Genomic DNA, 20,854 nt, shown 5'->3' on the forward strand with positions numbered 1-20,854 from the left:
GCAAGAAGTGCAGGCGACGGGACCATCTGGCCCGGGTTATCGTCCGGGCCGCCCGGATTTCTCGCGGAAGAGGCGAGCCGGCGCATTGATACTGCTTTGGTACACAAGGGACCGGTGCGCCGGTTGGGGAAAGCGCGCCATGATAGCGCCAAACGCTCCTGGCCGGGACGCTGTGGGGCGCCCCAAAACGGCACGACGAGACTGTGAAGGGCGCGGGAGTCCAGGCTTGGCGAGGTTTGCGGCGTGGCGGGCGGGACTGGTCAAAAACTATCCCGTCTTTATTGAGAGATTGCCGCTCGTCGTTCAAACGTTTCACGCATGGCCGCGAGGCCGTTTTCGAGACACTTCCGGGTTATAATCGGGGTCTTCCCATCGCCAAATGCGGCAATCCCGCAAGCGGCTCCGACGTCTTTCGTCCCGACGTCTTCTCAGCACCGTGACAATGGCAAACTTCTCGTGTTTCCCCGGCGCTTCGGCCCTTTCCGATTTCCGTCAAACCCGCCTGCTCGAAACACTGACGCGCATCGACCCGAATATTGTCGGCGTGCGCGGCCAGTTTTTGCATTTCGTGAACTCGGCCGAACCGCTCTCCGATGAAGACAGCAACCGCATCCACGCACTGATGCATTACGGCACGCCGTTCGATGCCGGCAGCGATCGCGGCGCGCACGAAAGCTTCATGGTCGTGCCGCGTTTTGGCACGGTATCGCCGTGGGCGAGCAAAGCGACCGACATTGCGCATCATTGCGGCTTGGCGCAGGTTCGCCGGATCGAGCGCGGTATCGAATACACGGTTCTGCTGAAAAGCGGCTTGCTCGGCACGGGCATTGGCGGCAAGAAGGCGTTGTCCGAACAGGCGCGCGCCGAAGTGGCTGCCGCGCTGCACGACCGCATGACCGAAAGCGTGGCGCCATCGCGTGACCATGCTTTGCATCTGTTCGATGAACTCCCGGCCCAGCCCTTGCAAGCCGTCGATATCCTCGGCCATGGCCGCAGCGCGCTGGAAACGGCAAATGCGGAACTGGGTCTCGCACTCGCCGACGATGAAATCGACTACCTGGTCGATTCGTTCAAGCAGTTGCAGCGCAATCCCACTGACGTCGAACTGATGATGTTCGCGCAGGCCAACAGCGAACATTGCCGTCACAAGATTTTCAACGGGCAGTGGACCATCGACGGCGAGCCGCAGGACATCTCGCTTTTCAACATGATCCGTAACACCGAGAAGCTGAATCACGCCGGCACGATCGTCGCGTATTCGGACAATTCGGCGATCATGGAAGGCGGCACGGCCGAGCGCTGGTTCCCGCGCGGATCGAACGAGCAATACGGGCGCCACACCGAACTCACGCATACGCTGATGAAGGTCGAAACGCATAATCATCCGACCGCCATTTCGCCGTTTGCGGGCGCTGCAACGGGCTCGGGCGGCGAGATCCGCGATGAAGGCGCGACCGGCCGCGGCGCGCGTCCGAAAGCCGGCCTGGCGGGTTTCACGGTTTCAAATCTCGATTTGCCCGATGCACGCCAGCCGTGGGAAAACGCCCGCGACAGCGCAGTGCCGGTGCCGCAGCGCAATCCGTCGGACAAGAATGAGCCCTATGGCCGGCCGGAGCGCATTGCATCGCCGTTGCAGATCATGATCGATGGCCCCATCGGCGCGGCTGCGTTCAACAACGAATTCGGCCGGCCCAATCTGGGCGGTTATTTCCGCGCGTATGAGCAGAACGCAGCGGGGCGCGTGCGCGGTTATCACAAGCCAATCATGATCGCGGGCGGTATCGGCAATATCTCGGACCAGCATACGCACAAGATGGATTTGCCGGCGGGATCGTTGCTGATCCAGATTGGTGGTCCGGGCATGCGGATCGGCATGGGCGGGGGCGCGGCCAGCTCGATGGCGACCGGCGCGAACACCGCGCAACTCGACTTCGATTCCGTGCAGCGCGGCAATCCGGAAATCCAGCGGCGTGCGCAGGAAGTCATCAATGCGTGCTGGCAACTGGGTGCCGAGAACCCGATTCTGAGCATCCACGATGTGGGCGCGGGTGGTTTATCGAATGCGTTCCCTGAACTGGTCGATGGCGCCGATAAAGGCGCGCGGTTCGAATTGCGTCGTGTACAACTGGAAGAATCCGGTTTGTCGCCGCGTGAAATCTGGTCGAACGAAGCGCAGGAACGATACGTCCTGGCAATCGCGCCGGAAAGCCTTCCCGCCTTCGAAGCCATTTGCACGCGCGAACGTTGCCCGGTGGCCGTGGTCGGCGTTGCGACTGAAGAGCGTCAACTGAAGCTTATCGATGAAGAAAAGAACGCCGATCAAGCGCTCGAACCCGTCGATATGCCCATGGAAGTCCTGCTCGGCAAGACGCCCAAGATGCATCGCGATGTAAAGCGCGAAGTGCTGGCGTTCGAACCCGTGGATGTCACCGGACTCGTGTTGTCGGAGATCGCGGTGAGCGTGCTGAAGCATCCCACGGTCGCCAGCAAATCGTTCTTGATCACCATCGGCGACCGGTCGGTGGGCGGCACGACCGCGCGCGACCAGATGGTCGGCCCGTGGCAAGTGCCTGTTGCTGATTGCGCGATCACCACCATGGATTACGCCGGTTTCCGTGGCGAAGCAATGACCATCGCCGAGCGCACGCCGCTCGCCGTGATCGACGCGCCCGCATCGGGCCGCATGGCCGTGGGCGAAGCCGTGACGAACATTGCTTCGGCGCCTATCGAGTCGTTGAACAAGCTGAAGCTCTCCGCTAACTGGATGGCCGCATGCGGCAGCCCCGGCGAAGATGCAGCGTTGTTCGATACCGTCAAAGCGATCGGCATGGAATTGTGCCCGGCGCTTGGAATCAGCATTCCGGTGGGCAAGGATTCGCTGTCGATGCGCACCAAGTGGCAGGACGCGACGGGCGCGGCGAAGGAAGTCGTGTCGCCGGTGTCGCTGATCATCTCGGCGTTCGCGCCGGTCGAAGACGTACGCCGTCAGCTCACGCCGCAATTGCAGCGTGGCACGGACACGGTGCTGATATCCATCGACCTGGGTCGCGGCAAAAACCGTCTCGGCGGCAGCATCCTGGCGCAGGTCACGCAACAGATTGGCGACGCGGTTCCTGACGTCGATGACGCCGAGGACCTCAAGCGTTTCTTCAACGCCATTCAAGCGCTGAACGCTGCGGGCAAGTTGCTCGCGTATCACGATCGTTCCGATGGCGGCCTGTGGGCGACCGTCTGCGAAATGGCGTTTGCGGGGCACGTGGGTGTATCGCTGAACGTGGATATGCTGATCCTCGATCCCAACCACGAATCCGATTATGGCGATGCCAAGGACTGGGCGAAGCAGACCAGTGGGCGTCGTGAGGACCGCACCATTCGCGCGTTGTTCTCCGAGGAACTGGGTGCCGTGATCCAGGTGCGTCTGGCCGATCGCGATGCTGTGCTTGCCGCGTTGCGCGAGCATGGGCTGTCGGCGTGTTCGGAAGTCATCGGCAAGCCGAATGATCGCGATGTCATCGAGATCTATCGTGATGCGAAGAAGGTCTACGATGCGCCGCGCCACGAATTGCAGCGCGCGTGGAGCGAGGTGAGCTGGCGCATTGCGCGGTTACGCGATAACCCCGCGTGTGCCGATGCCGAATACGACGCGTTGCTCGATGCCAACGATCCGGGCATCTCGCCGGTTCTGACGTTTGATCCGGCGCAGGATGTATCGGCGCCGTTCGTCGGCAAGGGCGCGCGTCCGCGTGTCGCGATCCTGCGCGAGCAGGGCGTGAACTCGCATCTGGAAACGGCATACGCGTTCGATCGTTCGGGCTTCGATACCCACGACGTCCACATGAGCGATTTGCTGGAAGGCCGCGTGACGCTGGCCGACTTCGCGGGCGCGGTTGCCTGCGGCGGTTTCTCCTACGGCGACGTGCTGGGCGCAGGCGAAGGCTGGGCCAAGACGATCCGCTTCAATCCGCGTCTTGCAGATATGTTTGCCGAATTCTTCGGCCGGACCGACACGTTTGCGCTGGGTATCTGCAATGGTTGCCAGATGATGAGCAGCCTTGCATCGATGATCCCTGGCGCCGATGCATGGCCCAAGTTCACGCGCAACAAATCGGAGCAGTTCGAGGCGCGGTTTTCATCGGTTGAAGTGCAGAGTTCGCCGTCGATTTTCTTCGCCGGCATGGAAGGTTCGCGACTGCCGGTCGCTGTTGCACATGGTGAAGGCTTTGCGGATTTCTCGCAGCAGGGCGACAAGTCGAACGCTTTGGTCGCGATGCGTTTTGTCGATAACCAAGGCGCCGCGACCGAGCGTTATCCGTTCAATCCGAACGGATCGCCGGAGGGGATTACGTCTGTGACCACGCCCGATGGACGCTTTACGGTGCTGATGCCGCACATGGAACGTGTCCACAGAAATGTGCAGATGAGCTGGACGCCGAACGACTGGACCGCCGATGCCAGCCCGTGGTTGCGCGTGTTCCAGAACGCGCGGCGCTGGGTGGGTTAAGCGCACAAAAAAAGCCGCTCGAAATATCGAGCGGCTTTTTCACTTCTGCACTAGAGCAAGATCATTTGATCGTGGCCTTCTTGCGCAAATCCTCTTCGAACTTGGCCAGCTTCTCTTGCTGAATCTGCTGCGCAATCTGCGCTTTAACCTGCTCCAGCGGCGGCGGAGCGACATCACGAACGTCGTCCAACCGGATGATGTGCCAGCCGAATTGCGTCTTCACCGGTGTATCCGTCATTTCGCCCTTCTTTAGTTTTTCAGCCGCCGCGCCAAACTCCGGCACGTAAGCCTGCGGGCTGGACCAATCAAGATCACCACCGTTCTTGCCGGATCCCGGGTCCTTCGAATACTGCTTCGCCAGATCTTCAAAGCTTGCGCCAGCCTTGATCTTCGCGATCAGGTCCTTGGCCTGCGCTTCATCCTCGACCAGGATGTGATGCAAGTGATATTCCTTGCCGCCGCCAGCTTGCTTGACCATCTCGTCGTAACGCGCCTTGATCTCGGCATCGGTCGGCGCATTCGCCTTCACGTAGTCCTCGATCAACGCCCGCAACACCACCGTCTGCTGGGCCACTGCGATCTGCGCCTTCACGTCAGGACGCGTGGCGATACCGCGTCGCGCCGCTTCCTGCATCAGGATCTCGCGATTGACCAGTTCCTGGCGCACGGCGGCCTGCAATTGCGGCGTGTCCTGCTGGCCTTGCTGAACGAGTTGCGCGACGAGGGCGTCGACGCGGGACTTCGGAATCGGCGTGCCGTTGACCACGGCAATGTTCTGAGCGAAAGCAGGTGCTGCCGCGAACGCGGCCAGCAATACCCAAATACGGGGGTTTTTTAGAATCATCGAGGGTTCCTGATCAGGACGAGGGCTGGAGTTTCTGGAATGAATTGACGGTGTCTCGAAACGTGAGTCCGTAGTAGCGCGCAGGCTTACTCGAACTGGTCTGCAAATTCTTCAGGCGTATAAGCCTTGATGGCAAGGGCATGAATGCCTCGCCGCATCTCGTCGGCCAGCGCATCATACACCAGCCGATGCCGCGCCACGCGTGGCTTCCCGGCGAATCCGGCGGCCACGATAGTCACCGTATAGTGACTTCCCGCCGATGCCCCGGCGTGCCCGGCGTGCGCCGCGCTGTCGTCATCGATATGAACGGATTGTGCATTGAACGCCGCGTTCAGCCGCGCTTCGAGATGCGCAATCTTGCCTTCGGCGGACGCGTTGACGAAGTTATCGGTGGAACCCGGATCGCTCATTTGCCTTCGTCCTCTTTCATGTACTTCGCGAGCCACAAACTCTGCGCGACGATAAACACCAGCAAGCATCCGGTCGCGCCGAACAACTTGAAGTTGACCCATTGATCGGTGGTGTAGTTGTAGGCCACGAACAAATTCACTACGCCTAGGATCGCGAAAAACACGGCCCACGCGAGGTTCAGCTGACCCCAAACGCGATGAGGCAACACGATCTGCTTGCCCATCATCGCTTCGATGAGATTCTTGTTGAAGATGCCCTGCGACACGATCAGCGCTCCTGCGAAGAGCCAGTAGAGCGCGGTGGGTTTCCACTTGATGAACGTATCGTTGTGCAGCACGAGCGTTGCGCCGCCAAATACAACCACCACGCCCAGGCTCACCCACAACATGGGATCGACCTTGCGATGCCGGAACGCAACCCACGCAATCTGCACGAGCGTGGCGACAATCGCGACCGCGGTGGCGGTGTAGATGCCCCAGATCTTGAATGCGACGAAGAAGAGGAGGATCGGAAACAGATCGAACAGAAATTTCATGTCGTTGGGACGGGGAGGGGCATCGATGTGAAAGCGCACGTGCGCCGGACGTGACCGGGATCGAATCGTGTTCGGAGCCGGCCCGGGAAGACGCGCGCGGTTTAGGTGACCGTTAGTAAGTGACCGCTAAATAACCGCTGATCTGACCGTAAGGCGAGGGCACAGAAAAAAGCGGCTTACCGGAGTAAGCCGCGTTGTACTTACTTGGGTTCGAATTGTAGCGCAGCCGAGTTGATGCAGTAGCGCAGGCCGGTTGGCGCAGGACCATCCTCGAAAACGTGGCCCAGATGCGCGCCGCAATTGTTGCACTGGACTTCGATGCGCAACATGCCGTGCGTGCGGTCCGTTTTTTCCTTGACGACTTCGCCGTTGATCGGCTTGAAGTAGCTCGGCCAGCCGCAACCGGCATCGAATTTCGTGTCCGATTCGAACAGCGGTGTGCCGCAGCACACGCAGTCATAAATGCCGCGTTCCGTGTGATCCCAGTATTCGCCCGTAAACGGCCGCTCAGTGGCGGCGTGGCGCGTGACCTGATATTGGATATCGGTCAGTTCCTTTTTGTACGTGGCGTCGTCTTTTTGCAGCGGAGCAGCGGGTTCCTTCGTGAGGTCGTCTCGGTTCATCGTTTATCTCCAGAGCGGTAGAGCGGCTTTGATATCCGGCTCAAGTATTTGGGGGCGGTTTCAGGAAGAACAACTGACTTCCAGATCGCTCGCCCAGTCAGGCGGCAGGCCGGCATAGGCTTCGAATTCGGGTTGTTCACTGAAGGGATGGCGCAGCACGCGTGCCAGCCGTTCGACTTCCGAAAAATCCTTTTCTTTCGCGAGGCGGATGGCGTTTTCGGCCAGATGATTGCGCAGGACGAATTTTGGATTCACGGCGTTCATAGCCGCAGCGCGATCTTCGTCCGTGCGTGTTTCCTCCGACAAACGCTGGCGGTAGTCGTTCGCCCAGACATCGAAAGCGGCGCGGTCGAGGAACAGATCGCGTGCGGGTGCGTCGCCGGATGCATCCGCTTTGCGCAGTTTTGCAAGGTTGCGGAACGTCAGCGTGAAATCCGCGCGATTCGCGTTCATCACTTCGAAGAGGCGGTTGGCGAGTTCATCGTCGCCATCGCGGATCTCGGCTAGGCCGAGTTTTGCGCGCATACGCTGTTCGAGCGCTGGCGCAAACCGGTCGCGAAAGCCTTCGAGAACGCGCTGCGCGTCTTCGATGATCTTGTCGTTGCGAACGGTTTCGTCGTATTGCGGACCGAGCAGCGGCACCAGCGCCTGCGCCAGACAAAACAGGTTCCAATAACCGATCTGCGGCTGCATCTTGTACGCGTACCGGCCTTGCGAATCCGAGTGATTGCAAATATGGTTTGCGTTGAATCCATCGATAAACCCAAACGGACCGTAGTCGATGGTCAGCCCCAGGATCGACATGTTGTCGGTATTCATCACGCCGTGGCAGAAACCGACGGCTTGCCAGTCCGCCATGAGGTCGGCGGTGCGCAAGGTGACTTCGCCGAGAAGCGCGAGGTACGGGTCTTCGGCTTCGCGGCTTTGCGGATAAAACCGGTCGATCACGTGATCGGCGAGCTTGCGCAATTCGTCCACGCGATCGTTCGTGTAGAAATGCTCGAAGTGGCCAAAGCGCACGAAACTTGGCGCCACGCGCGTCACGACGGCCGCCGTTTCCATGGTCTCGCGGCGTATCGGCTGGTCCGAGCCCGTCACGCACAACGCGCGCGTGGTCGGAATCCCAAGATGGTGCATGGCCTCCGAGCACAAATATTCGCGTATGGATGAACGCAGTACCGCGCGGCCATCGCCCATGCGCGAATAGGGCGTGCGTCCCGCGCCTTTAAGCTGCAGTTCGAGCCGTTTGCCGTCGTGTTCGATCTCGCCGAGGCCCATCGCGCGGCCGTCGCCCAGCTGGCCGGCCCAGACGCCGAACTGGTGCCCTGAATAAACCGATGCATACGGCAATTCATCCGCCGGAAGATCGCGCGAGGTATTCCCCGTGAAATATTCGATAAACGCCGGATCCTGGGCGTTTGCCGCATCGAAGCCGAGTTGGGCTGCGGTATCGGCGGAAATGCCGACCAGATATGGTGCGGGCAAAGGCGAGGCGGGCAGGCGGGTGAGGAACGCGGAACCGATCGCCACAAACGAGTCGCGCCGGTCAGTCTCGATGGATTCAATCAGTTCGTTCACAGCGGCGGAGCCAGCCAGTTCGGCTTCTGCAGCGGCACCGACAGCCGTACCGCTTGGGGAAAACGACATATTGAGCACCTCATGGTTAACCGATATTGTAAATCCGCGCCCGCGCCGCTGCAGGAGCGCGCTCTTAGCCTTATGCGCATTGGCTTTGAGACAGAAATCAGATATTGCTGATTTAAGAAAGACTCAGCAAGAAAGACCCAGCATCAAACCCCGTGCATCCGGACTTGTGAGGAACTAGCCCATGACGTCGCCGCTTTTCGGCCAGATGATGGATGTACCGCTGCTCGCTTCATCGCTGATTTCACACGCTTCGCGCCATTTCGGCGATACCGAGATCGTTTCCCGCCGCATTGAAGGCGACATTCATCGATACACCTGGCGAGATTGCGAAAAGCGCGCAAAGCAGCTTGCGCAGGCGCTGATCGGGCTGAATGTGCAGCCGGGCGAACGCATTGGCACGCTGGCCTGGAACGGGTATCGGCATCTGGAGTGCTATTACGGCGTGACCGGCATGGGCGCTGTCTGCCACACGATCAACCCGCGGCTGTTTCCGGATCAGATCGCGTTCATCATCAATCATGCCGACGACGAATACGTCGCCTTCGACATGACCTTCACTGCGCTCGTGGACATCATCGCGCCGCAATGCCCGAACGTGAAAGGCTGGATCGCCCTCGGCGATGAAGCTTGCATCAGCACCCATCTCGCCGATATGGCCACGCCCGTCACGAGCTACGAAACGATGCTCGCGAAACACGATGGCGATTACGAATGGCCCGTACTCGATGAACGCTCGGCATCGTTTCTTTGCTACACATCGGGCACGACGGGCAATCCGAAGGGCGCGCTCTACACGCATCGCTCGACTGTGCTGCACGCGTTCGGCGCGGCGCTTCCGGACGCCATGGCCTGTTCCTCGCGCGACGCAATCTTGCCCGTCGTACCCATGTTCCACGTCAACGCTTGGGGCATTCCGCACGCGGCGCCGCTGGTTGGCGCAAAGCTCGTACTGCCCGGCAATTGTCTCGATGGCAAGTCGCTCTACGAGTTGATGGAAGCCGAAGGCGTGACGTATTCAGCCGGCGTGCCGACCGTCTGGTTCGGTTTGCTGAATTACGTGAAACAGGCGGGCGTGCGCTTCAATACGTTGCAGCGCACGGTCATTGGCGGCTCGGCGTGCCCGCCCGCAATGCTGCGTACCTTCGAAGACGATTATGGCGTCGAGGTCATCCACGCCTGGGGCATGACAGAAATGTCGCCGCTTGGCACGCTCGCCAAGCTCAACTGGAAACAGCGCCAGCGTTCACCGGAAGAACAGCGGCATCTGCGCGAAAAGCAAGGCCACGTGATGTTCGGCGTGGACATGAAAGTCGTCGGCGATGACGGCGCTGAACTCCCGTGGGACGGCAAAGCGTTCGGCGACTTGTACGTGCGCGGGCCGTGGGTCATCGACCGGTATTTCCGGAAGGACGATTCGCCGCTCGTCGATGGCTGGTTTCCAACGGGCGATGTCGCGACCATCGACGCCGATGGTTTCATGCACATCACCGATCGCAGCAAGGACGTGATCAAGTCGGGTGGCGAGTGGATCAGTTCGATCGACCTGGAAAACATCATGATGTCGCATCCGCAGGTCGCGGAGGCGGCGTGCATTGCGTGCTCGCATCCAAAGTGGACGGAGCGGCCGTTGATCGTGGTCGTGCTGCGGCCGGACGCGACCGTCACGCGCGAAGAATTGCTCGCGTACTACGACGGCAAGGTGGCGAAGTGGTGGTGCCCGGATGACGTTGTTTTCGCCGATGAACTCCCCCATACGGCAACCGGCAAGCTGCAGAAGCTGAGGTTGCGCGAGTTGTATCGTGAACATGTGCTGCCGACGGTTGGTGAAAGCGTCGATTAAGTTTTGATTTATCGGGCTGCCGTCGTGCAGCCCTTTTTCCTTCCCGCCTCCTCATCCCGCAGCAACAAAATTGAACGAGCGTTCGTTTTTGTGTATTCTTGCCGGATCGCTCGAATCAAAGCGTCTCGTTTAACGCATCACAATCACAGCAACGCATGAATCAGCGCCTTCCGGCTTTTTGCCGGAAGATAGATGGCGCACCGAATGGAGGAAGACGAAATGGCAGTGGATTACACGACCCGCGACGGCATTGCCGTCATCACGCTGAATAACCCGCCGGTAAATGGTCTCGGGTTTTCCACGCGGCTTGGCATCGTTGAAGGCATCGAGAAAGCGCAGGCCGATGCGTCGGTCAAGGCGATCGTTCTGACGGGCGCCGGCAAGGCGTTTTCCGGCGGCGCCGATATCACCGAATTCAATACGCCGAAAGCGACTCAAGAACCCACGCTGCATACGGTCATCAAGGTCGTGGAAGGCAGCGCCAAGCCTGTTGTCGCAGCAATCCACAGCGTCGCGATGGGTGGCGGCCTCGAGCTTGCGCTTGGCGCGCATTATCGGATTGCGTCGGCGGGGGCGCAGATCGCGCTGCCCGAAGTCAAGCTCGGCCTTCTGCCGGGCGCGGGCGGCACGCAGCGTTTGCCGCGCGCGGTTGGTCTGGAAACGGCGTTGAACATGATCGTGTCGGGCGCGCCGGTGATGTCGGAGAAACTGGCTGCGTCTGGCTTGTTTGACGAGATGGCCGAAGGCGATCTGCTGGACGACGCGATCAAGTTCGCACAGAAAGTTGGCGCGCGGAGCGGACCGCATCCGAAGGTGCGTGAGCGCAAGATCGAGCATCCGAACGCGGAAGGTTTCATTCAGTTCGCGCGCAACATGGTCACGCCGATGGCAAAGAATTTCCCGGCGCCGCTCAAATGTATCGATGCAGTCGCGGCCGGCGTCAAGCTCGGTTTCGATAAAGGCCTGGCCGCCGAACGCGAATGTTTCGTGGCGCTCGTGCAGACGCCAGAAAGCCGCGCATTGCGTCACGCGTTCTTCGGCGAACGCGCGGCGAGCAAGATCCCTGACGTGCCATCGAACACGCCGGTGCGCAAGATCGAACGCGTTGGCGTGATCGGCGCGGGGACGATGGGCGGCGGTATCGCGATGAATTTCATCAACGCCGGCTTGCCGGTGACGCTGCTTGAAACGAAACAGGAAGCGCTCGATCGCGGCCTCGCGACGATTCGCAAGAATTACGAAAGCGCGGTGAAGAAAGGCCGTTTGACGGCCGAAAAGCTCGAAGAAAGGCTTGCGCTGATCACGCCGACTTTGGCATATGACGATCTGAAGGAAGCTGATCTCATAGTCGAAGCTGTGTTCGAGGAACTCGGCGTGAAGGAGCAAGTGTTCTCGAAGCTCGATCAGGTGGCGAAGAAGGGCGCGATTCTGGCATCGAATACATCCACGCTCGATGTCGACAAGATCGCTGCATTCACGAAGCGTCCCGAAGACGTCGTCGGCATGCATTTCTTCAGCCCGGCCAACGTGATGAAGCTGCTCGAAGTGGTGCGCGGCGCGAAAACGTCGAAGGACGTGCTCGCCACCGTCATGCAGCTTGCCAAGAAAATCAAGAAGACGGCCGTGGTTTCGGGCGTCTGCGACGGGTTTATCGGCAACCGGATGATCGAGCAGTATCTGCGTCAGGCGCTGTTCATGCTCGAAGAAGGCGCGCTGCCGGCGCAGGTTGATCGCGCCATCGAAAAATTCGGCTTTGCGATGGGACCGTTCCGCATGAGCGACCTGGCGGGCAATGACATCGGTTGGGCGATTCGCAAGCGCCGGTATCAGGAGAAGCCGGACCTGAAGTATTCGAAGATCGCGGATCGTTTATGCGAGATCGGACGCTTCGGGCAGAAGACCGGCGCGGGCTGGTACGACTACAAGGCCGGTGACCGGACGGCGCATCCATCGAAAATCGTGGACGAGATGATCGTCGCGTATTCGAAGGAACTGGGCGTCGAGCGCCGCAAGATCTCCGATGACGAGATCGTCGAGCGCCTCGTGCTCGCGCTCGTCAACGAAGGCGCGCTGATTCTGGAAGAAGGGATTGCATCGAAGGCATCGGATATCGACATGGTCTATCTGACCGGTTACGGTTTTCCGCTGCACCGCGGCGGCCCGATGTTGTACGCGGATACGATCGGCCTCTACAACGTCGAGCGCGCGATGCGCAAATACGCGGCGCAGCCCAATGGCGATGCATGGAAGCCCGCCGCCCGCGTGACCGAACTGGCAGCGCAAGGCAGTGGTTTCAATAACTGAGAACCGCAAAGCGAGGCATCAATGAAAGGCGCAGACGAAGTCCTGCTCGTGATCGATGTACAGAACGATTTCATGCCGGGAGGCGCGCTGGCCGTGGCTCATGGCGATGAAGTCGTGCCCGTGATCAATCGGCTTGCCGGCAATTTTTCGCATGTTGTCGTGACGCAGGACTGGCATCCGGCGAAGCACGTTTCGTTCGCCGAGCATCACGCCGGGCGCGCGCCTTTCGACATGACCACGCTTGACTACGGCGAGCAGGTTCTGTGGCCGACGCATTGCGTACAGGACACAGACGGCGCGGCGTTGCATCGCGACCTTCACGTGCCACACGCACGGCTTGTGATCCGCAAAGGGCATCACGTGGACGTGGACAGCTACTCGGCGTTCATGGAAGCCGATCGCGTCACGCCGACGGGCCTCACGGGATATCTGCGCGACATTGGCGCGAAGCGCGTGTATTGCTGCGGATTGGCAACGGATTATTGCGTCGCGTGGTCCGCGCTCGATGCTCGCAGCGCGGGGTTTGAGGCCGTTGTCATCGACGACGCCTGCCGCGCGATCGATCTCAATGGATCGCTCGAACGCGCGTGGGCGCAGATGGCGGCGGCGAGTGTGTCGCGGATCAATTCGGCCGAACTGACGCGCTGAACACCATCAACATTATTCGTATTCGAAGTGGAGACAGGAATGACTGACGCGGTAATCGTATCGACGGCACGCACGGGCCTTGCCAAATCCTGGCGCGGCGCATTCAACATGACGCACGGTGCGACGCTCGGCGGCCACGTGACGCAGGCGGCTGTCGCGCGCGCGGGCATCGATCCGGCGCGTGTGGAAGACGTGATCATGGGTTGCGCAAATCCGGAAGGCGCGACGGGGATGAACATCGCGCGGCAGATCGCATTGCGCGCCGGTTTGCCGGTGAGCACGCCGGGCATGACCGTGAACCGCTTTTGCTCATCGGGGCTGCAAACCATCGCGCTCGCCGCGCAGCGCGTGATTGCCGGCGAAGGCGATGTGTACGTGGCAGGCGGCGTGGAATCCATCTCGTGCGTGCAGAACAAGATGAACCAGCACATGCTTTTCGATGGCTGGTTGAAGGAACACAAACCGAGCATCTACTGGTCGATGTTGCAGACCGCCGAGAACGTCGCAAAGCGCTACGAAATCTCGAAGGAACGTCAGGACGAATATGGCGTGCAATCGCAATTGCGCGCGGCGGCTGCCCAGGCTGCGGGAAAATTCAACGACGAGATCGTGCCGATCACCGTGCTCGCCGGCATCGCGGACAAAGCCACGGGGCGCGTCTTCACAAAAGAAGTGACGCTTTCCTCCGATGAAGGCATTCGCGCCGATACGACGCTCGAGGGGGTATCGAAGATACGCACCGCGATGCCTGGCGGCGTGATCACGGCGGGCAATGCGAGCCAGTTTTCCGATGGCGCATCGGCTTGCGTGGTGATGAATGCGTCGGTGGCGGAGAAGGAGGGGTTGCAGCCGCTCGGGATTTTCCGGGGCTTCGCGGTCGCCGGTTGCGAGCCGGATGAGATGGGTATCGGACCGGTGTTCGCCGTGCCCAAATTGTTGAAGAAGGCTGGCCTGAAAGTCAGCGATATCGACTTGTGGGAGTTGAATGAGGCGTTTGCTGTGCAAGTGCTGTATTGCCGCGATACGCTGGGCATTCCGGCAGACCGCTTGAACGTGAACGGCGGCGCGATTGCTGTGGGGCACCCCTATGGCGTGTCGGGCGCAAGGTTGACGGGACACGCGTTGATCGAAGGAAAAAGGCGCGGCGCGAAGTTTGTTGTGGTCACGATGTGCATCGGCGGCGGGCAGGGCGCGGCAGGGTTGTTTGAAGTGGTGTGATAGGGCGGGCGGCTGGGGTTTTTAACCTTGGCCGTTCGGCATATTGCCGGGCGCGAGCCTCCGCCCGACAACAAGCCATCGGATTCATCGGGTGGTTGCAACGTGATTGAGTAGAGGCAACTGGCGCAACCGGATGCAAACAATGAATCCGGCCGAACACCGCGCAAGCGGTCCGCACATAGCCAGAAAACGTTCTCAATCTCATGGCTTTACGTTGTCCAAAGCATTTTCTCGCGGCGTCCAGAGTGCAAACGTGCGCATGATCGTAGACGACGCCAGCGCCAGGGCGTTGTGTATAGCGACATCGCGCTACACGGGGCTCGAATATGTAATCGCCTTTGATATGTTCACGGGCGAGGTGATCGGGCAGCGTTCTGGAGAGCGGGATAGCGCGGGGTTTTCTCCCGCAACACGAGAGGCAGCACTTGATTCGCACCGCAAGCTAAAGGTTATACACAGCCACCCGCAAGACGATCCGCTCTCACCAACGGAGGCCCGGTATCTGGATGAAGCGAGTACCGACTTGTGCTGCAGGGCGTTGGCGAAAAGTCGTGAGTCGCGTGAATTGGTCAGGGACTTCAGACAAGCCACCCATGGGTGGCTTTTTTATTGTTGCGCCCGCCGTGGGTTTTACCTCTGAGTAAGAAGCTCTGGAATCTGTTAATTTTATGCATTGAGCATAAACCCGCGAAACTAACAAACCAAGGTGAGCACGTTGTTACGACACATCGTCATGTGGAAATTGAAGGAAAGCGCCGAGGGTGGCACGCGCGCTGAGAACATCGTCAAGCTGAAGGCGAAACTCGAAAGCTGTCGCAGCATCGTTGCAGGCCAGGGACACTTCGAAGTCGGCGTGGCGCAGGACGGCTACGAAGCCACGTGCGACGTGATCCTTGTCTCCGATTTCGATAACAAGGAAGCGCTCCACGCGTATCAGGTCCATCCGAAACACGTGGCAATCAAGGACTTCGTGGCGGCGGTGCGTGAATCGCGTCAATGCATCGATTACGAAGTCTGAGCCCATGACCGATTCCTCCATGCTTCCCGAAAGCCCGTTCATCGATTCACTTGGGGTTCAACTCATCTCAGCCGAAGACGGCGCGAGCGAAGTGCTGCTGGCGCTGACTCCCACGCACATGAACACATGGGGCATTGCACACGGCGGCGTCACCATGACGCTTGCTGACGTCGCTCTTGCAATGGCTGCGCGCAGTCTGGCGGGCACGGGCATCGGCGTTGTGACGGTCGAAATGAAAGTCAACTTCATGGAACCGGGCCGCGGCGAGCTTCGCGCATTCGCGCGTGTGCTGCATCGGTCAACGACCATGGCGTATTGCGAAGGCGAGATCCGCGACAGCGAAGGACATTTCGTCGCGAAAGCCCTTGGTACGTTCAAATACATGCGTCGTCTTGCCGTCGGCCGCGATATTGCGCAACAACGCCTTCGAACCGATCCGTCGGCGAAACCTGGTCCGAGTGACGCCTGAACTTCACGGGCGTCACAAAGACCGCACAGGAGCATCACGATGTCCGAAAACGCTTCAATCAATCGTCAGATCCTCCTTGTCTCACGTCCAGAGGGCGCGGCGAGCGTCGATAACTTCAAGCTCGTCGAGACGCCCCTTGCGCCGCTCGCCGATGGTCAACTGCGCGTGCGAAACCACTATCTCTCACTTGATCCCTACATGCGCGGCCGTATGGACGACGCAAAGTCGTACGCTGCGGCGCAAGCACTCAACGAGGTGATGGTCGGCGGGACGGTGGGCGAGGTCGTGGAATCGAAAAACCCGAAATTTACGGTCAGTGACAAGGTGGTCGGCACCTACGGCTGGCAGGAATTTGGTACCTCGGATGGCAAGGGTTTGCGCAAGGTCGACGATAGCCACATCCCGCTTTCAGCTTTTCTCGGTTCGGTTGGCATGCCTGGGGTGACGGCATGGCTTGGCTTGAACAAGATCATCGAACCGAAGGCGGGGGAGACGGTGCTCGTCAGCGCAGCGAGCGGCGCGGTGGGAAGCGTGGTCGGCCAGTTGGCCAAGACCGCGGGATGCCGCGCAGTGGGCATCGCGGGTGGTGCGGACAAGTGTCGTTATGTTACGGAAACGCTCGGCTTCGATGCGTGCATCGACTATAAAGCGGGCAATCTGTACGAGGACCTGAAAGCGGCGCTGCCCAATGGTGTGGATGGCTATTTCGAAAACGTCGGCGGCGAAGTGCTCGATGCCGTGTTGCCACGCATGAACGCCTTTGGCCGCATCGCGTTGTGCGGAATGATCGCCACCTACGACGGCTCGCCGATGCCGCTTAAGAAACCCTCGCTTTTGCTCACACAGCGATTGAAGGTTCAGGGGTTCATTGTCAGTGAATCGCCGGAAGTGTGGCCCGAAGCGCTCGCCCAGCTCGGCGGTCTCGTGGCGCAGAAAAAGCTGCAGTATCGCGAAAGCATCGCGCAAGGACTCGAACACGCGCCCGAAGCGTTTCTCGGCTTGCTCAAGGGCAAGAACTTCGGCAAGCAGCTGGTCAAGCTGATCTGAATCCGGATTGCATCGAAGAGGAGACGCAGTGAATCAATTCGACGGCAAAGTGGCGGTGATTACGGGCGCGGGCAGCGGCTTTGGCCGTGAGTTTGCAAAAAAAGGCGCGGCGCTGGGCATGAAGCTCGTGCTTGCCGACATCGATGTAAAAGGACTCGCGGAGACCGTCGACATGGCGCGCGCCTTGGGCGCAGCAGCGCTGGGCGTTCCGACCGACGTCTCCGATGCAAATCAAGTCGATGCCCTGGCACGCACGACAACCGACACTTATGGCGCCGTGCATCTGCTTTTCAATAACGCAGGGGTGGGCGCGGGCGGCTTCGTGTGGGAGAACAGCGCGAACGACTGGGCGTGGGTGTTCGGCGTCAACGTGATGGGCGTGGCGAACGGCGTGCGCGCGTTCACGCCGTTGATGCTCACGCAGAACGAACCGGCGCATATCGTCAATACGGCGTCTGTTGCGGGATTGCTGTCCGCGCCTGCAATGGGCGTGTACAACGCATCGAAGCACGCGGTCGTCGCGCTGACCGAGACGCTTTATCACGACCTGAAGATCGTCGGCGGCCCCGTGGATTGTTCGTTGTTGTGCCCGGCATTCGTTCCCACGGGCATTGCTCAGGCGGAGCGCGCGCGGCCCGAGGAACTGCGTAACGAAGAACCCATGACCACATCGCAACGGATGGCGGTCAAGCAACTTACAAAAGCAGTGGAAGGCGGCAAGCTGAGCGCGAAAGACGTGGCGGAAATCACCTTCGACGCGGTCCGCGAACGCCGGTTTTACGTGCTGACGCATCCGAAGATCCTCGCGTCGGTACAACTGCGGTTCGATGACGTCGCCCAGATGCGTAATCCGACCGATCCGCTTTCATTGAAGCCCGAGGTGCGGGGGCGGGCTTGAGCGCTGGTGTGTCATCATCGCGAGCTTTCAACGTGATCCATTTTCCATGCCGCTGAATCCTGCCATTGCCCAGGTCCTCGAACTCATCGCGAAGGCAAAGCGGCCGCCGTTTCATACGCTGACTGCCGCCGCCGCGCGCGCATCGTACGAACGCAGCGCGCCGATCATCGACATCGCGCCGGCGCCCATGTTCGATATCCAGGATCTCGACATTCCCGTGCGCGACGGCGCATCCATCCGGGCGCGGATTTTCCATCCAGTAGAACCGTCGTGGACGGCCCCGGCGCCGACGCTCGTGTACTTTCATGGCGGCGGTTTCGTAGTGGGCAGTATCGATACCCATGCCGCGCTGTGCCGGCGCCTCGCGGCGGATTCGGGATGCGCGGTGGTATCGGTGGATTACCGGCTCGCGCCCGAGCACAAATTCCCGACCGCCGTCCACGATGCCTTCGACGCCCTTACGTGGCTCCACGCGCAAGCGTCATCCTTGGGTCTCGACAGCGCGCGTTTTGCCGTTGGCGGCGACAGCGCGGGCGGCACGCTTGCCACGGTCTGCGCGGTGCTCGCCCGCGATGCGGGTATCGCCTTGCGTCTGCAATTGCTGATCTACCCGGGCGTGAGCGCGCGCCAGGACACGCGCTCGTACGCGCAATTCGCGGAAGGCCATGTGCTGACGGCGAAAACAGTTCAATGGTTCTTCGAACACTATCTGCGCGATGAAAACGATCGCGACGACTGGCGTTTCGCGCCGCTCGACGCGCGCGGGGAAATGCCATCGTTTGAAGGAATCGCGCCCGCGTGGATCGCCGCCGCCGATCACGACCCGCTCTTCGATGAAAACATCGCCTACGCAGCGAAACTCGAACGTGAGCACGTGGCTGTCGAGCTAGTGCGCTACGAAGGCATGACGCACGAGTTCTTCAAGATGGGCGGCTTGGTGCCGGACGTCGCGAAAGCGCACGCGGACGCGGCGAGTGCGTTACGCCGGTATCTGGGCATCGAAGATTAGGGCGTAATAACGAACCCGTCGTCTCGCACGAAGTTTCCCGGGCGGACGATCTTGTGCGAGCCGTCGTCGTCGCTGAGTTCCTTGATCTGCAGCGTGAGCTGCTCGCCAGCGGATGCAACACGCAACGCAGTCGTGCTCCGCGTCCCATACCCGTCCGACTCGATAAACGCCGCCGACAACACACGCTCACGTTCAATCGAAACACCGGTGGAGGGCAGCAGGGCGTCATCGGCGATATGCGGGTTGCGCATTGTCTCGATCAGCATATCCAGCGATGGCTGAACCTGATCTTCAGCGTGGACCAGATCGCGCAGCGCGTCGCGTTGCGCAACGAGCTTCGGCCACGGCGTATTGAGCAAGCTATTCGATAACCCGTGAATGCCGGCGTCGAGCAGCGCAGGCGGCGCATCGGCGCGATTGCCGTACCACGCCAGTTCGCGCCGCGTGAAATCCCCGACGATCAAATTGAAGCCGTTATACAGATGCCCGTTGCGGGCGACTTGCGAAAGATAATCGAGTGGCTTTAAACGCTCGCCCGAAAGGAAATCGCTCACCAGCGTGCCGCGGGTCGGCGCGCCGGGGCGCACTTCGGACGGCGCCCGGTAGTTTGTCAACGCGGCGAAGCGACCGTCGCGCGTCACGCCCAGCCACGTTCCGCCACCTGTGAGATCGCGCCCGGCAAGCATGTCCGGCGCATCCTTCCACCAGTGCATCGGCACGGTTTCGCGGCTGTAGAACTCATCGCGATTGGCGGCGAGCGTGAGCATCGGACGATTCAGCTTCGACGAACCCGCGTCCGGCTGCCAGTCGAAGACGATCAGACACATGAACGCGCCTCAGACTTCGGTCGGCAAGGCGTACGGCAGCGCCGAGAACTGCAGCGCCGGGCCATCAGCCGCGCCGACATGCACCGATCCGTTTTCCAGCGCCACGAGCTTGATTTCCACCAGCGCATCCACGCCGCCTTCAGGCGCGGCGGCTACGTTGACCACGAGGCCGCAAGGCTGGCCGGGGTCATCGGAGTGGAAAAGTTCGTCGCCGGGTTTGGCCGATTCCACGTGCGCGAGCGATGTCCGCCGCTTGATGGTGCCGCGATACTGGCTACGGGCAACCACTTCCTGCCCCGGATAGCAGCCTTTCTTGAAGTTCACGCCGCCGAGTACGTCGAAATTGACCATTTGCGGGACGAATTGCTCGGAAACCGGCAGCGTGATACGCGGTTCGCCGGCGTGGATGTCGAGCCAGTCCCATACCTCCGCGTTTGCGCGCGTCAGCTTCTTCTCCAGCTCGGCGAGATGCGCATCGACTTCGGCTTTCGGACCAACCCACAGGAAACGCGGGCGGCCGGCGGCGTCGGGAACACGGATCAGCGAACCGAGCGGACCATCCACTTTGACATGCACACCGTCGGGCATGGCATCGAAGAGATGTGACAGCGCGTGGCGTACATCGCCGGCAAAACCCACGGCGGTGAGCGACGGCGTGGCGTCCACCAGCTTGGCTTTTGCGCGCATCACGAACATGGACAGGCGCTTCTGTACCGTGGCCTGCAAGTCGGCGGCGATCATCAGGCGCACCGCGTCCCCCGCACGCCACATCAGGAACGACGCCATCAAACGGCCTTTCGGCGAGCAAAACCCGGCCAGACGCGCCGTCGACGCATCCAGATGCTGGACGTCGTTCGTCAGTTGCGTGTGAAGAAAAGCGGCGGCGTCGTCGCCGGTTGTGTCGATGAAACCGAACTGCGTGAGCGGCGCGAAAATGCCGCCGGTAAGCACAGCTTGAAAAGGAGAACCGGTCGAGGAATTCATGGACCTGACTTGGGCGTGGGCGAACAAGTAT

Annotated in this window: 17 protein-coding genes; 10 read left to right on the forward strand and 7 right to left on the reverse strand. The window is 60.6% G+C overall.

Annotation, left to right across the window (positions count from 1 at the left end; translation table 11 throughout):
- Nucleotides 1–442: 442 nt before the first annotated feature.
- Nucleotides 443–4,501, forward strand: coding sequence for a phosphoribosylformylglycinamidine synthase (gene purL, locus HB633_RS25850; RefSeq protein ID WP_213780974.1), 4,059 nt, complete (start codon nucleotides 443–445; stop codon nucleotides 4,499–4,501).
- A gap of 61 nt (nucleotides 4,502–4,562) precedes the next feature.
- Here the strand turns inward: purL and HB633_RS25855 are convergent, their stop codons facing one another.
- The 5 genes from HB633_RS25855 to HB633_RS25875 form a co-directional block, all read right to left on the reverse strand.
- The gene (locus HB633_RS25855; protein ID WP_213780975.1) at nucleotides 4,563–5,345 is read right to left on the reverse strand and encodes a peptidylprolyl isomerase; all 783 of its coding nucleotides are present in this window, start codon (nucleotides 5,343–5,345) and stop codon (nucleotides 4,563–4,565) included.
- A gap of 86 nt (nucleotides 5,346–5,431) precedes the next feature.
- A complete protein-coding gene (locus HB633_RS25860) occupies nucleotides 5,432–5,755 on the reverse strand; it encodes a BolA family protein (protein WP_213780977.1) in 324 nt (107 codons plus the stop codon).
- The gene (locus HB633_RS25865) at nucleotides 5,752–6,291 is read right to left on the reverse strand and encodes a septation protein A (protein ID WP_056353215.1); all 540 of its coding nucleotides are present in this window, start codon (nucleotides 6,289–6,291) and stop codon (nucleotides 5,752–5,754) included. The genes HB633_RS25860 and HB633_RS25865 overlap by 4 nt, the downstream gene beginning before the upstream one ends.
- A 200-nt stretch (nucleotides 6,292–6,491) precedes the next feature.
- Complete coding sequence (msrB, locus tag HB633_RS25870) at nucleotides 6,492–6,914, reverse strand: peptide-methionine (R)-S-oxide reductase MsrB (RefSeq protein WP_056353217.1); 423 nt, start codon at nucleotides 6,912–6,914, stop codon at nucleotides 6,492–6,494.
- A 60-nt stretch (nucleotides 6,915–6,974) separates the two neighbouring features.
- A complete protein-coding gene (locus HB633_RS25875) occupies nucleotides 6,975–8,561 on the reverse strand; it encodes a protein adenylyltransferase SelO (protein ID WP_213780979.1) in 1,587 nt (528 codons plus the stop codon).
- Between the two features lie 181 nt (nucleotides 8,562–8,742).
- Here HB633_RS25875 and HB633_RS25880 point away from each other — a divergent pair, with 181 nt between their 5' ends.
- From HB633_RS25880 to HB633_RS25920, 9 genes are all read left to right on the forward strand, one after another.
- Complete coding sequence (locus HB633_RS25880) at nucleotides 8,743–10,401, forward strand: 3-(methylthio)propionyl-CoA ligase (RefSeq protein ID WP_213780981.1); 1,659 nt, start codon at nucleotides 8,743–8,745, stop codon at nucleotides 10,399–10,401.
- Between the two features lie 219 nt (nucleotides 10,402–10,620).
- Nucleotides 10,621–12,705: a 3-hydroxyacyl-CoA dehydrogenase NAD-binding domain-containing protein gene (locus HB633_RS25885; RefSeq protein ID WP_213781058.1), complete on the forward strand. Its 2,085-nt coding sequence runs from the start codon at nucleotides 10,621–10,623 to the stop codon at nucleotides 12,703–12,705.
- Nucleotides 12,706–12,726: 21 nt separating this feature from the next.
- Nucleotides 12,727–13,353, forward strand: coding sequence for a bifunctional nicotinamidase/pyrazinamidase (pncA, locus tag HB633_RS25890; RefSeq protein ID WP_213780983.1), 627 nt, complete (start codon nucleotides 12,727–12,729; stop codon nucleotides 13,351–13,353).
- 39 nt (nucleotides 13,354–13,392) lie between these two features.
- Nucleotides 13,393–14,571 (forward strand): acetyl-CoA C-acyltransferase, encoded by a 1,179-nt coding sequence (locus HB633_RS25895; protein ID WP_213780985.1) that lies wholly within the window; start codon nucleotides 13,393–13,395, stop codon nucleotides 14,569–14,571.
- A gap of 715 nt (nucleotides 14,572–15,286) precedes the next feature.
- Nucleotides 15,287–15,589 carry a Dabb family protein gene (locus tag HB633_RS25900; RefSeq protein ID WP_213780987.1) on the forward strand — a complete coding sequence of 101 codons (303 nt, stop codon included), beginning with the start codon at nucleotides 15,287–15,289 and terminating at the stop codon, nucleotides 15,587–15,589.
- A gap of 4 nt (nucleotides 15,590–15,593) precedes the next feature.
- Complete coding sequence (locus HB633_RS25905; RefSeq protein WP_213780990.1) at nucleotides 15,594–16,058, forward strand: PaaI family thioesterase; 465 nt, start codon at nucleotides 15,594–15,596, stop codon at nucleotides 16,056–16,058.
- 39 nt (nucleotides 16,059–16,097) lie between these two features.
- Nucleotides 16,098–17,105 (forward strand): NADP-dependent oxidoreductase, encoded by a 1,008-nt coding sequence (locus tag HB633_RS25910; protein ID WP_213780992.1) that lies wholly within the window; start codon nucleotides 16,098–16,100, stop codon nucleotides 17,103–17,105.
- Nucleotides 17,106–17,133: 28 nt separating this feature from the next.
- Nucleotides 17,134–18,003, forward strand: coding sequence for an SDR family NAD(P)-dependent oxidoreductase (locus HB633_RS25915; protein WP_213780994.1), 870 nt, complete (start codon nucleotides 17,134–17,136; stop codon nucleotides 18,001–18,003).
- A 46-nt stretch (nucleotides 18,004–18,049) separates the two neighbouring features.
- A complete protein-coding gene (locus HB633_RS25920; RefSeq protein WP_213780996.1) occupies nucleotides 18,050–19,012 on the forward strand; it encodes an alpha/beta hydrolase in 963 nt (320 codons plus the stop codon).
- Here HB633_RS25920 and HB633_RS25925 read toward each other — a convergent pair.
- Nucleotides 19,009–19,839 (reverse strand): NRDE family protein, encoded by an 831-nt coding sequence (locus tag HB633_RS25925; protein ID WP_213780998.1) that lies wholly within the window; start codon nucleotides 19,837–19,839, stop codon nucleotides 19,009–19,011. The genes HB633_RS25920 and HB633_RS25925 overlap by 4 nt on opposite strands.
- Nucleotides 19,840–19,848: 9 nt before the next feature.
- Entirely contained in the window at nucleotides 19,849–20,823 is a 975-nt protein-coding gene (locus HB633_RS25930) for a folate-binding protein (RefSeq protein ID WP_213781000.1), read from the reverse strand.
- Between the last annotated feature and the right edge of the window lie 31 nt (nucleotides 20,824–20,854).

The sequence above is a fragment of the Caballeronia sp. dw_276 genome (assembly GCF_018449635.1).
Taxonomy (GTDB): Bacteria; Pseudomonadota; Gammaproteobacteria; order Burkholderiales; family Burkholderiaceae; genus Caballeronia.